Origin of the sequence: Bacteroides xylanisolvens (assembly GCF_018289135.1) — a bacterium.
Taxonomy (GTDB): Bacteria; Bacteroidota; Bacteroidia; order Bacteroidales; family Bacteroidaceae; genus Bacteroides; species Bacteroides xylanisolvens.
Window position 1 is genome coordinate 103709 of record NZ_CP072216.1, and the last position, 13022, is coordinate 116730.

Below are 13022 nucleotides of genomic sequence, written 5' to 3' on the forward strand. Positions count from 1 at the left end.
AATGAAGAAGTTTTTCATAACGGTTGTTCTGTCGCTTTCGTGCGTATTGTCGGTTTCGGCACAAAAACAGACGGAGGCGTCAACGCTTAACCTGATAGGTAAGCCGTTTGAATCGACTCCCAATCCGTATCATAGAGTCGATACATTGGTTTATAAAGGTTTTAACAGGACGGAGAATCGACAACTCCGTTGCTCTGCCGGTATGGCTGTGTTGTTTAAAACGAACACGCGTAATATACAGATTACGACAAAGTGGGGATATGTATATTCGAGCCATTCAACCATGCCGATCTCTTATAAAGGATATGATCTTTATATCAAAAATGCAGACGGTCAATGGCAGTATGCGGCAAGCGGTTCATTGAAAGCGTATAAGGGCGAGAAAACCGAGACATTCATGCTCATTGAGAATATGGATGGTACGATGCACGAATGTATGATGTATATGCCGATGTATTCGGAGGTCATTTCTTGTAAGATAGGGATAGATGACGATGCTGTTATCGAACCGTTGAAGTCCGATTTTCGTCACAGGATAGCGGTATATGGCTCTTCGTTTACGCAGGGAGTGAGCACGGATCGATCCGGTATGAGTTATCCCATGCAATTTATGCGTAATACTGGTCTTCAAGTCGTGTCACTCGCAACAAGCGGACGTTGCCTGATGCAGCCTTACATGCTCGATGTTCTTGCGGAAGTCAAGGCTGATGCCTTTATATTCGATACTTTTTCAAATCCTGACGCAGAACTGATAAGAGAGCGCCTGATGCCGTTTATCGATCGGCTTATAGCGGCACATCCGGCTACTCCGTTGATATTTCAGCGTACTATCTATCGTGAACGACGTTCATTCGATACAGTTCTTGATGCGAAAGAACGGGCTAAGGCGGCAACCGTAGAGGAGTTGTTTGCAAAAATCCGCACGAACCCGAAATATAAAGACGTTTATCTGATTACGCCTGATGCTTCCGATGCGCATGAGACATCGGTCGACGGAACTCATCCAAGTAGTTATGGATATGCACTTTGGGCGAAGTCAATAGAGACTCCGGTAATAGAAATTTTAAGTAAATATGGTATAAAATGAGACAAGCGGTATTAGTAGAACCAAAACATATTGAATTTCGTGAGGTTGAGGCGCCTAAGGCGTCGGACCTGAAAGAACATCAGGTACTTCTGAATATTAAGAGAATTGGTATTTGTGGAAGTGAGATACATTCTTATCACGGATGTCATCCGGCAACTTTCTATCCGGTAGTTCAGGGGCATGAATATTCGGCAGTGGTAGTCGCTACGGGGGCGGCGGTTACGATCTGCAAGGCGGGTGACGTTGTCACCGCACGTCCGCAACTCGCGTGTGGGAAGTGCAAGCCTTGTCAGCGGGGAGAGTATAATATTTGTGAAGAGCTAAGAGTGCAAGCCTTTCAGGCAAATGGAGCTGCGCAAGACTTTTTTGTGGTTGATGATGACAGGATTGCGGTATTGCCTGAAGGTATGTCACTTGATTATGGGGCTATGATAGAACCGGTGGCAGTGGCTGCGCATGCAACCATGCGTGGCGGGGACTTGAAAGGTAAGAATGTGGTTGTATCGGGTGCCGGAACAATCGGTAACCTCGTGGCGCAGTTCGCTAAGGCAAGAGGAGCCAAACGGGTTCTTATTACCGATGTAAGTGATTTCAGACTTGAAATCGCTCGTAAATGTGGCATAATAGATACGCTCAATGTAGCTAAGACGCCGCTCAAAGAAGGAGCGAAGAGGCTTTTCGGGGATGAAGATTTTCAAGCTGCGTTTGAGGTTGCCGGGGTTGAGTCGAGTATTCGTTCGCTTATGGAGTGTATCGAAAAAGGGAGTACCATCGTTGTAGTGGCGGTATTTGGCAAGGATCCGTCGCTTAATATGTTCTATTTGGGAGAGCACGAACTGAAGGTGAACGGAACGATGATGTATCGCCATGAAGATTATCTTACGGCTATCGATCAGGTAAGTTCGGGAGCTATCTGTCTCGAACCGCTTATTTCGAATCATTTTCCGTTCGAACAGTATGACAAGGCATATAAATTTATAGATGAGAATGGTGCAACATCCATGAAAATAATTATTAAACTATAAAACCATGAAAATAATAGGTATAGGAGAAGTTGTTTGGGATTGCTTCCCGGAAGGTAAGAGACTTGGCGGAGCGCCTATCAATTTCTGCTTTTTTGCGAAGGAATTGGGAGCAGAATCATATCCCGTTACGGCAATAGGTGGCGACGAACTCGGTGATGAAACATTTACGGTGCTTAAAGAGACCGGACTTGATTTAGGATATATTTCCCGTAATATTTTGCCGACAGGTAAAGTGCTTGTGTCGTTGAATGAGGCCGGTGTACCGCAATATGAGATTGTTGAGAATGTTGCTTGGGATGCTATCGAGTGTAGTCCTGCGACCATGAAACTTGTCAGCGATGCAGATGCTGTTTGTTGGGGCTCTTTGGCACAACGAAGTGAAAAGTCACGTGCTGCAATCTTGAGACTCATAGATGCCGTGCCGGATACCTCTTTGAAGGTGTTTGATATTAATATCAGGCAACATTTTTATTCGACAGACTTGATTGTGGAATCCTTGCAAAAGGCAAATGTGCTCAAATTGAATGAAGACGAATTGCCATTATTGATCTCTCTCCTTTCTCTTTCTACTGATTTTGTGGAAGCTATCGCAGAACTCATAGCTCGTTTTTCGCTCAAATATGTTATATTCACACAGGGCGCAGTACGTAGTGGCATATATGATGTAAGTGGGGAAATTTCATCCATAGATACACCTAAAGTCGAGGTGGCTGATACTGTAGGTGCAGGCGACTCGTTTACTGCTACCTTTGTTGTGAACATACTTAGAGGGGCGTCGGTCGCTGAATCACACCGCAAAGCGGTAGATGTATCGGCATATACTTGTACACAAAGGGGGGCTATTAATCCGTTGCCGGATAGTAAAAAGTAATATTGGGTACTCCACATAAGGAAGTTTCGTACTTGGTTTGAATGATTCTTCAAACCAAGCGTGGTGAATATGCCTTGTTTTTATTAAATGCGGTTTAATCTCATTAATTAACCGCAAAATTTGCGGCTTATCATACCTCTTTTAACCGCATTTTTATAGATAACTCCAATTTAATAGTTATTTTTGCAGAAATAACTGATGGTATGTTTATCCATGAAATAGAAAATTGGAGTTCATTCAGATGGGACGCTGAAAGATTGTCAGATGCGATAGCCCTGACAAACAGGGCTATCGGATATCTTGTTGGAAGGTTAAGTACAATTGGATTTGATAGTCAGATGATCGCTACGGTGGAAGCTGTGACGCATGATGTTGTTGCATCTTCAGAAATTGAAGGAGTAACTTTGAATACAGCAGAGGTACGTTCTTCCGTTGCCCGAAAATTAGGTGTAACTGTACCCGATGTGAAAGAACCGACGCATTATATTGATGGAATGGTCGAGATGATGCTTGATGCTATAATGAATTACGAAACTCCGTTAACACATGATAGATTATTCGGATGGCATTCCGCACTTTTCCCAACAGGTAAAAGTGGCTTTTCTGATATTTTAGTGGGAAGTTATCGTACTGAAGCTATGGAGGTTGTTTCCGGTACATTTGGGCGGGAAAGAATACATTATCGTGCTCCCGGGCCGGAACGTGTATATGACGAAATGGATAAATTTCTTTTATGGTTTAATGCCCCCAATATAGCTCCGTCATTATTAAAGTCTGCAATTGCTCATTTCTGGTTTGTATGTATCCATCCGTTTGACGATGGGAATGGTCGTATTGCGAGAGCTATATCAGATATGGTATTATCCCAGACAGATCGCAGTAAATTGCGATTCTTTAGTATGTCTATGCAGATTAATAAGGAAAAGAAGGCTTATTATCGTATGCTGGAACAGGCTCAACGTGGAAATGGTGATATTACAGAATGGTTAGAATGGTATCTGGCTTGTCTTAAACGGGCTATTGATGAATCCAATGGCTTGTTAAGCGGCATATTGAATAAAGCGATTTTTTGGAAAACTCATTCGGGGAGCATTATAACTGAAAGACAACGAATGATCCTCAATATATATCTGAATGGCTATGAAGGAAAACTTACTGCAAAAAATTGGAGCAAGTTGGCCGAAGTTTCATTAGATACAGCTACCAGGGATGTGAAGGATTTAGTGGCAAAGGGAATTCTTTCGCCTATACAGGGGCGTGTCAGGGATGTATCATACACATTAAATTATGTAGAATCAGATACCCGAGTAGCTGACTTTACTGATTCTGTACTGATAAATCGTGATGGAAATGATTATATATCTTCTATGTATAAGAAGCAAAAAACTGTAGAGGAAAGAATTTCTCCATTGGATAAAATGCGTTTTGAACAAAAGGAGATGTCAATCGACGATTTGGTATATAAGTATTTTGCATATCTCATTGGATAATAATAATTTGTGAAATAAAGAAACCCATGTTGAAAATATTAGTAACCTACGCCATACAAGGCGAATTTGTAGAACTTAAATGGCCGGATATAGAACCTTACTACGTTCGTACAGGTATTGGTAAAGTGAAATCAGCCTTTCATTTGGCAGAGGCAATCCGTCAGGTACAACCGGACTTGGTGCTCAATATCGGAAGTGCCGGAACAGTCAACCATCAGGTAGGAGACATCTTTGTATGCCGCAAGTTTGTAGACCGTGATATGCAGAAAATGAAAGAGTTCGGATTGGAGTGTGAGGTCGATTCATCAGCTCTGCTCGAAGAAAAAGGTTATTGCACGCATTGGACGGAACATGGAATCTGCAATACAGGAGATGGCTTCCTCACCGAGTTGACTCACGTTAGCGGAGATGTTGTAGATATGGAAGCATACGCACAGGCATTTGTCTGCCGTTCAAAAGAAATCCCGTTTATTTCCGTGAAATACGTGACTGACATTATTGGCCAGAACTCCGTGAAACATTGGGAGGATAAACTTGCCGATGCACGGCAGGGACTATCACACTATTTCAATGTCTTGAAAGAAAGAATATGATAAGTGACTCCTGCGGCTATCAATCCCAGGAGAATCTTTACCCATATAAAAGGAATCAGGAAGAAAATGCAATAAAGCATCGTTCCCCACATTAATACGAGAGAAATTATTTTGGCACGGAGAGGAATCGCCTTGTTTTCGCGGAAATTGCGGATGTAAGGACCGAAGTGTCGATGATTGAGCAGCCAGTTATATAATCGGGGTGACCCTTTGAAATAAAGGGCGGCGGTGAGCAATAGAAAAGGGGTAGTGGGCAGTAGCGGCAGAAAGATGCCGAGAATGCCGAGCGCAAGGGAAATACTACCTAAAACAATATATAGAGTTTTCATGCGGCAAAGATAGTGCAAAAAAAGGGAAAAAATAACACTCTTTGCTGGATGAAAACTCTATTTTATATTACCTTTGCCGTTGCATCGAGGTGACATTAGATGCGTGTAACTATTAAAATACATACACTCATGTTTACAGTAATCAAACGCATGGAGATCTCGGCTTCTCATAAGCTGGTACTCCCGTATCGCAGTAAATGCGCCAGTTTACACGGTCACAACTGGATTATCACCGTCTATTGCCGTTCCGCGCGGCTCAACTCCGAAGGAATGGTGGTAGATTTCACCCGCATCAAAGAAGTGGTCACGGAGAAACTCGACCATCAAAATCTGAACGAAGTACTCCCATTTAATCCCACAGCGGAGAATATCGCCCGGTGGGTATGCAAACAGATTCCTCAATGCTATAAAGTAGAAGTGCAGGAATCGGAAGGAAACATTGTCATTTACGAGAAAGATTCCGGCAGCGCAGAAGGACAAGAATAGCAAACCAAACAAATTTTGATGATGAGAAAGATTAATGAAATCTTTTACAGCTTGCAGGGCGAAGGCTACCATACCGGAACTCCGGCCATCTTTGTCCGTTTTTCCGGCTGCAACCTGAAATGTGACTTTTGCGACACACAACACGAAGAAGGAAAAATGATGACCGACGATGAAATTATCGCCGAAGTGAAAAAATATCCTGCCGTCACCGTTGTCCTTACGGGCGGCGAACCTTCCTTATGGATAGACGATGAATTGATCGACCGTTTGCACCAAGCAGGCAAATATGTGACCATCGAAACCAACGGTACACGCCCCCTGCCGGCAGCTATCGACTGGGTGACCTGCTCCCCAAAACAAGGGGCGAAACTTGCCATCGACCGGATGGATGAAGTGAAAGTGGTCTATGAAGGACAAGATATAAGTATTTTTGAACTACTTCCGGCCGAACATTTTTTCCTCCAGCCTTGTTCTTGTAATAACACTGCTTCAACAGTGGACTGTGTAATGCGACATCCCAAATGGAGACTCAGCCTGCAAACACACAAATTAATCGACATCCGTTGAACAAAATAGACGGGTGATGCGGAAGAAGCTTAAATTATTACAAAATATAGTATGAAAGTAGGTTTGTTTATTCCTTGTTATATCAATGCTATTTACCCCAATGTGGGAGTGGCATCGTATAGACTATTGAAAAGTTTGGGAGTAGACGTCGATTATCCGTTGGATCAGACTTGTTGCGGACAACCGATGGCAAATGCCGGTTTTGAAGATGAATCGATGAAATTGGCACTCCGTTTTGACGATCTGTTTCGGGAATACGATTACATCGTCGGCCCTTCCGCCAGTTGTGTGGCATTTGTGAAAGAGAATCATCCGGGCATCTTGGAGAAAGAAGGACATGTTTGTCAGAGTGCGGGAAAGATTTATGATATTTGTGAGTTCATTCACGATGTCTTGAAACCTTCCAAAATTCCTGCACGCTTTCCTCATAAAGTCAGTATTCACAATAGCTGTCATGGGGTTCGCGAACTGTTGATTTCCGCTCCCACCGAACTGAACATCCCTTATTACAATAAATTGCGTGACCTGCTCAATCTGGTAGAAGGCATCGAAGTATTCGAGCCCAGCCATATTGACGAGTGTTGCGGCTTTGGCGGAATGTTTGCGGTGGAAGAGCAGGCAGTCTCCGTCTGCATGGGGCGTGATAAGGTAAAAGATCACATCGCTACCGGAGCCGAGTATATTGTCGGAGCGGACAGTTCCTGCCTGATGCACATGCAAGGTGTCATCAAACGGGAGCATCTGCCTATTCAGATTATCCATATTGTAGAAATTCTAGCGTCGCAATCATGAGTACAAAACATTCAAAGGCTGCCGAAAAGTTCTTGCAGGACAGCAAGATGGCAGCATGGCATAATGAAACCCTTTGGATGGTCCGTGCCAAAAGGGACAAGATGAGCAAGGAAGTTCCCGAATGGGAAGAGTTGCGCAACAAGGCTTGCGAGTTGAAACTATACTCCAACAGCCACCTCGAAGAACTTCTGCTGGAGTTTGAGAAGAATGCTACCGCCAACGGCGCCATCGTACATTGGGCAAAAGATGCCGATGAATACTGCGCCATCGTCTACGAAATACTGAATGAGCATAACGTCCACCATTTCATCAAGAGCAAGTCCATGCTCGCCGAAGAGTGTGGATTGAATCCTTTCCTGATGGAGCGGGGCATCGATGTCGTAGAGTCCGATTTGGGCGAACGCATCCTGCAACTGATGCATCTCGAACCGAGCCACATCGTACTGCCCGCCATTCACATCAAACGGGAACAGGTAGGCGAACTATTCGAAAAGGAGATGGGCACGGAAAAGGGAAACTTTGATCCGACCTACCTGACTCATGCCGCACGTAAGAACCTGCGTCATCTCTTCCTCAATGCCGAAGCCGCCATGACAGGCGCCAACTTTGCCGTCGCTTCAACCGGTGACATTGTGGTCTGTACCAATGAAGGAAATGCCGATATGGGTACTTCCTACCCGAAACTGAACATTGCCGCTTTCGGTATGGAAAAGATCGTCCCGGATTTGGACGCATTGGGTGTGTTCACCCGATTACTCGCCCGTTCGGCCACCGGACAACCGGTGACAACATATACCTCTCATTACCGCCGTCCCCGCGAAGGCGGTGAATACCATATTATCATCGTAGACAACGGCCGGAGTGCCTTACTATCCAAGCCCGACCATATCAAGACATTGAACTGTATTCGTTGTGGTGCGTGCATGAATACCTGCCCGGTGTACCGCCGCAGTGGAGGTTACTCTTATACGTATTTCATCCCCGGACCTATTGGCATCAACTTGGGTATGGCTCACGCTCCGGAGAAGTATTATGATAATCTTTCAGCCTGTTCTCTGTGTATGTCCTGTTCCGATGTCTGTCCGGTGAAAGTAGATTTGGCCGAACAAATTTACAAATGGCGTCAGGATTTGGACGGACTGGGGAAAGCCAATACGGGAAAGAAGATCATGTCCGGTGGTATGAAATTCCTGATGGAGCGTCCGGCATTGTTCAACGCAGCCTTGTGGGCAGCCCCGGTGGTAAATGGCCTGCCCCGTTTCATGAAATACAACGATCTCGACGATTGGGGAAAGGGGCGTGAACTGCCGGAATTTGCCAGCGAGTCGTTCAATGAAATGTGGAAGAAAAACAAAGTACAGGGAAAGGAGGAATCCAAATGAGCAGCAGAGAAGATATATTAGCCAGCATCCGCCAGCATACGCAGACGCGTTATGATAAACCGGATATTGCGGATATGAAACGATTGTCATATCCTGATAAGATAGAACAGTTCTGTGCAATCAGCCGTGCGGTGGGGGGTACGGCAGTTGTATTGGGTGAAGGGGAAGATGTGAATGCGGTCATACGCCGGACTTATCCGGACGCCATGCGCATTGCTTCCGTATTGCCGGATATTTCCTGCGCTACATTCAATCCCGATAATTTGGATGATCCGAAAGAGTTGGACGGCACAGATGTTGCCGTAGTGAAAGGAGAAATCGGAGTGGCCGAAAACGGAGCCATCTGGATACCGCAGGCGGTGAAATATAAAGCAATCTATTTTATCTCGGAAAAGTTGGTTATTCTGCTCGACCGGAATAAAATTGTAGATACCATGTATGACGCCTACCGCGAACTGGACGGACAGGAATATCAGTTCGGAACGTTCATCTCCGGTCCGTCAAAGACTGCTGATATTGAGCAGGCTTTAGTGATGGGAGCGCATGGGGCACGGGACGTGTTAGTGATATTAACCTAATGTTTCTCTGTTGATTATTCTAAAATAAATTTGGTTTCAAAACAATGGAGTTTTATATTTGTTAGTACAAACGAAATGGAGACTCTGTTGACGCTGTAAAAACAGAGGCTCTATTGGTAAGAAATAGAGCCTTTGTTTCATATAAACAGAGCTTCCGTTTGATGTAAATAGAGGCTCTGTTTGGATAAAGTCCGGCTTTCATCTAATGTAGTAGAGGCTTTTGGAGAATATAGTCGAATGTCCTTTGATGTAAATAGAATATCTGTTTCTGTTTGTCCATAGTAGATAAATGAGTTCGTAGGATAAGAGTAGTAAAACGTTTAATTATAAATTATATGTATGCCAATAAAGTAAAGAAAATAGCCGCCGTCCATGACCTTTCAGGAATGGGGCGCGTATCTCTGACCGTCGTCATTCCTATTCTTTCATCTATGGGTTTTCAGGTCTGTCCGCTTCCTACGGCTGTATTATCCAATCATACGCAATATCCCGGTTTCTCCTTTCTCGACCTGACGGACGAGATGCCGAAGATTATTGCCCAATGGAAGAAACTGGAGGTAGAGTTCGACGCTATCTATACCGGATACTTGGGTTCTCCGAGACAAATTCAGATTGTTTCTGATTTTATCAGGGACTTTCGTCGGCCGGACAGCCTGATCGTTGCCGATCCGGTGTTGGGAGATAACGGACGATTATACACCAACTTTGATGGAGAGATGATAAAAGAAATGCGCCACTTAATCACGAAAGCAGATGTGATTACCCCCAATCTGACGGAACTGTTTTATTTATTGGATAAACCCTATAAAGCAGATAACACGGATGAAGAACTGAAAGAATATCTTCGTCTTTTGTCCGACAAAGGTCCGCAAGTGGTTATCATCACCAGTGTTCCTGTACATGATGAGCCTCATAAAACATCTGTCTATGCATATAACCGTCAGGGAAACCGCTACTGGAAAGTGACCTGCCCTTATCTGCCTGCACATTATCCCGGCACGGGCGATACTTTTACCAGTGTCATCACCGGCTCTTTGATGCAGGGAGACAGTCTGCCGATGGCATTGGACCGTGCCACACAGTTTATCCTGCAAGGTATCCGTGCCACTTTCGGGTATGAATATGATAACCGCGAGGGTATTCTATTGGAGAAAGTGCTTCATAATTTGGATATGCCAATACAGATGGCTAGTTACGAACTGATTTAAGATAGGCTTTGTGTTGTTATTACTATGCCAATAGGTTGGCACAACAATGCCACCTTGTTTGCACATTTGTGCCACTGTGTTGGCACAAATGTGCCTTCTTATTGGTATTTATTAAGTTCAGAATCGTACTGTTACTCTTGCCGGGAGTTTTCCACTTGTCCACTTAGGCCCTTCTTTGACAAGCCGGATGGCTTCTTTATCAGCGAATTCACATAATCCATGAATAACAGTGATATTTTGTGGCTTTCCTTCTTCATCAACAAAGAAAGAAAGGACTACCTCCCCTTTAATATCTTTACAGTTATCATCCGTTGGACGAACGAGATTCTCTTTCAGGTATTTTTGATAGCTACGTTTACCGATGACAGGTTGCGGAGTAATCTCTTTCTTTGCCTGTTCCTTAACCGTCACAACATTTCCGGTAGTTGTTGATTTCTTATTTTTCTTAGCGCCGTATCCCACTACCACCACTTCATTGAGTGCCTGTTTGTTTTCGTTCATGGCAATGAGCATCGTCCGGTTGGTATCTATCCGGATTTCTACCGGATTATATCCGATATACTCCGCTGTCAATCGTTTCTTATCATCCTTTTTGACTAACGAAAATTCTCCATTCATATTTGTGATGGTTCCGATATTCGTTCCTTTATATGTCACACTGGCTCCGATAAGCGGTTCTCCTTTTTCGTCGGTCACCCTCCCTTTAATCATGTTCTTTTGAGGAAGGATAGTCGCTACCTTAGCCAACTTCATTTTCTTATCAGATTCAGATTCGAAAGTATCCATCGTTGCTACTACTTCTTGCAATGCGGCAGTCTCTTCCGACACTTCCTCCATCACCGGCACACCTTGTTGTGGTTGGGAAGTCGCTTGGATTTTGGCAATCATATCTTTCTTATCCGCTTGTCTCGCAGTAATTTCGGAAACAGGAGTGGAATCTTCGGAAGCAGGAGTGGAATCTGTTTTTACCTTTGCGGTAGCCAATGCGATTTCCTTTTGTGGAGTTGCCGGAACTGTTGGAGTTGCAGGAATAGCCGGAGTGGGCGGAATTGCGGGTTCAGCCAACTTGGAGGAAACACTCTCTTTGGCAATGAACACTTCGTCCGTCATACTCTTTTTCAGGAACAGGAAATAACTGCTGACACCGAATCCGATAGCCAGACAGGCAGCGATGCTCCAAGTGATAGCACGGGTGTTCTTTTTCTTTGCCGAATGAGCTGAAACCTGCATCCGCAGTTTCTCGATCCGTTGTTCGTGATTTCCCTCCACCTGGCTGTAACCATCCATAGCATCGGCCAGGAAAGGATCCTGCATCGACTCTCGTTCCAGTCGGTGGGCCTCTTTTCCTTTGCGGAGTCCTCGTATGTAGTCCAATAGTTTCATAGGGCTTGTTTCTTGATACAAATTTTTAAATTTCGCTTTCCGTTCTGGATATAGCTTTTCACATTGTTCAGAGTAAATCCGGTCTGTTCCACAATGTCGGCATACGACATCTCTTCCAGAAAGAAACGCGTAATACTGGTCCGTTGTTCTTCGGGCAACTTTTCGAGACAATGATGTAATGCCTTCAGTTGTTCCTCCGAACTTTCCTCTTCACTTAATAGATGCAGAAATTCGTCAGATTCCATAATATTAACCGTATAATCTAACGGAATTTCTTTATTTTCCTTCCGTAAAAGTTGCAGGCAATGATTCTTCGCCACCCGGTAGAGCCATGGCTTGAAAACTTTTATCTCATAATTTCCCAGTTTAGGCAATAAATCTTCAAACAACTGCATGACTGCTTCCTGTGCCCGGTCTTCATCATGCAGGTATTTCAGGCAAAGTCCGTACAGTAACGGGATATATCGGTTATATAATTCACCGAAATATTCCGTATCGCCGGACTTCGTATAGTGTATCAGTAATTCCTCGTCCGATAGTTTCGATATGTTTCTTTTGAAAAACAACATCTATTCCTCTTCTTCGTCGATAACAACTTGATATTTTTCTTTCATTCTTTCAAAATCACCTGTTATCTGCTCTAATATTTCATGTGTATCCGTATTCTTTACCAAAGCGGGCATACCATAATAGATAGATGCTTTGTATGGCAACAGGATCATCTTTCCTTTGGGTAAAGAGCGTCCCATACCGGTCATGAATACAGGAATATATTTCACTTCAGGTCGTAGCGACAGGATACGGGCAATGCCGGATTTTATTTTTCCCATCTGCTCCGGTTTCCCTCTGGTTCCTTCCGGAAAGAGAATCAGTGAATACCCGGCATCAATGGCTTCAAGCATCTTACGGATCGGATCGTGCTCCGAATCTTTTTCCCCTTTTCTTCTGATAAGAAGCGTATTGATGAAAAAGTTGCTGATGGAAGCCTGAAAGCGGGTTTTCCCGAAATAGTCTTCTGCTGCTACGGGTTTGACTTTCCACAAAAGATCGCCGGGCAGGGAAGCCAACAGGCTTAGGGTGTCCAGGTGACTGTTATGGTTGGCAAGGATAATGAATTGCTTTTCTTTTTTAAGGAAGCGGCAATCGGTGAACTGAACCCCTACGATTAATTTCAGGAACCATTGGAAAACACCTTTATATATAATCTGCATCGCAGTAGCTTGCATGAATC

15 protein-coding genes are annotated in these 13022 nt (G+C 44.1%); 11 read left to right on the forward strand and 4 right to left on the reverse strand.

What is annotated here, in order from left to right:
• The first annotated feature begins 1 nt into the window (after position 1).
• The 5 genes from INE92_RS00405 (at position 2) to INE92_RS00425 (ending at position 5066) form a co-directional block, all read left to right on the forward strand.
• Positions 2-1087: an SGNH/GDSL hydrolase family protein gene (locus INE92_RS00405; RefSeq protein ID WP_074909486.1), complete on the forward strand. Its 1086-nt coding sequence runs from the start codon at positions 2-4 to the stop codon at positions 1085-1087.
• Positions 1084-2112 carry a zinc-dependent alcohol dehydrogenase gene (locus tag INE92_RS00410; RefSeq protein ID WP_195436278.1) on the forward strand — a complete coding sequence of 343 codons (1029 nt, stop codon included), beginning with the start codon at positions 1084-1086 and terminating at the stop codon, positions 2110-2112. Before INE92_RS00405 ends, INE92_RS00410 begins: the two co-directional genes overlap by 4 nt.
• A gap of 4 nt (positions 2113-2116) precedes the next feature.
• Positions 2117-2983, forward strand: a complete 867-nt coding sequence (locus INE92_RS00415; protein WP_195436277.1) for a carbohydrate kinase family protein — start codon at positions 2117-2119, stop codon at positions 2981-2983.
• A 203-nt stretch (positions 2984-3186) separates the two neighbouring features.
• On the forward strand, positions 3187-4473 hold the full coding sequence (locus tag INE92_RS00420; protein WP_008644265.1) for a Fic family protein: 1287 nt from the start codon (positions 3187-3189) through the stop codon (positions 4471-4473).
• A 26-nt stretch (positions 4474-4499) separates the two neighbouring features.
• The gene (locus INE92_RS00425) at positions 4500-5066 is read left to right on the forward strand and encodes a 5'-methylthioadenosine/S-adenosylhomocysteine nucleosidase family protein (RefSeq protein WP_008644267.1); all 567 of its coding nucleotides are present in this window, start codon (positions 4500-4502) and stop codon (positions 5064-5066) included.
• Here the strand turns inward: INE92_RS00425 and INE92_RS00430 are convergent.
• Positions 5036-5395 carry a YbaN family protein gene (locus INE92_RS00430; RefSeq protein WP_004304786.1) on the reverse strand — a complete coding sequence of 120 codons (360 nt, stop codon included), beginning with the start codon at positions 5393-5395 and terminating at the stop codon, positions 5036-5038. The two genes, INE92_RS00425 and INE92_RS00430, sit on opposite strands and share 31 nt — an antisense overlap.
• Before the next feature lie 129 nt (positions 5396-5524).
• On the opposite strand from INE92_RS00430, the gene INE92_RS00435 reads away from it, so the two are divergent.
• The 6 genes from INE92_RS00435 to INE92_RS00460 all read left to right on the forward strand — a co-directional run bounded on the left by INE92_RS00435 (position 5525) and on the right by INE92_RS00460 (position 10408).
• Positions 5525-5881, forward strand: coding sequence for a 6-pyruvoyl trahydropterin synthase family protein (locus tag INE92_RS00435; protein WP_008644274.1), 357 nt, complete (start codon positions 5525-5527; stop codon positions 5879-5881).
• Positions 5882-5902: 21 nt separating this feature from the next.
• Positions 5903-6448 carry a 7-carboxy-7-deazaguanine synthase QueE gene (locus INE92_RS00440; RefSeq protein ID WP_004320698.1) on the forward strand — a complete coding sequence of 182 codons (546 nt, stop codon included), beginning with the start codon at positions 5903-5905 and terminating at the stop codon, positions 6446-6448.
• Positions 6449-6499: 51 nt separating this feature from the next.
• Complete coding sequence (locus INE92_RS00445; protein ID WP_004304789.1) at positions 6500-7240, forward strand: (Fe-S)-binding protein; 741 nt, start codon at positions 6500-6502, stop codon at positions 7238-7240.
• Positions 7237-8622, forward strand: coding sequence for a lactate utilization protein B (locus tag INE92_RS00450; RefSeq protein ID WP_004304790.1), 1386 nt, complete (start codon positions 7237-7239; stop codon positions 8620-8622). The genes INE92_RS00445 and INE92_RS00450 overlap by 4 nt, the downstream gene beginning before the upstream one ends.
• The gene (locus INE92_RS00455) at positions 8619-9200 is read left to right on the forward strand and encodes a LutC/YkgG family protein (RefSeq protein WP_008644276.1); all 582 of its coding nucleotides are present in this window, start codon (positions 8619-8621) and stop codon (positions 9198-9200) included. Before INE92_RS00450 ends, INE92_RS00455 begins: the two co-directional genes overlap by 4 nt.
• A gap of 335 nt (positions 9201-9535) precedes the next feature.
• Positions 9536-10408 carry a pyridoxamine kinase gene (locus INE92_RS00460; protein WP_004304792.1) on the forward strand — a complete coding sequence of 291 codons (873 nt, stop codon included), beginning with the start codon at positions 9536-9538 and terminating at the stop codon, positions 10406-10408.
• 117 nt (positions 10409-10525) lie between these two features.
• Here the strand turns inward: INE92_RS00460 and INE92_RS00465 are convergent, their stop codons facing one another.
• The 3 genes from INE92_RS00465 to INE92_RS00475 are packed head-to-tail and all read right to left on the reverse strand — an operon-like array spanning position 10526 to position 13017.
• On the reverse strand, positions 10526-11791 hold the full coding sequence (locus tag INE92_RS00465) for an energy transducer TonB (RefSeq protein ID WP_087318273.1): 1266 nt from the start codon (positions 11789-11791) through the stop codon (positions 10526-10528).
• A complete protein-coding gene (locus INE92_RS00470; RefSeq protein ID WP_004325078.1) occupies positions 11788-12360 on the reverse strand; it encodes an RNA polymerase sigma factor in 573 nt (190 codons plus the stop codon). Before INE92_RS00470 ends, INE92_RS00465 begins: the two co-directional genes overlap by 4 nt.
• Positions 12361-13017, reverse strand: a complete 657-nt coding sequence (locus INE92_RS00475) for a lysophospholipid acyltransferase family protein (RefSeq protein ID WP_212702053.1) — start codon at positions 13015-13017, stop codon at positions 12361-12363.
• Between the last annotated feature and the right edge of the window lie 5 nt (positions 13018-13022).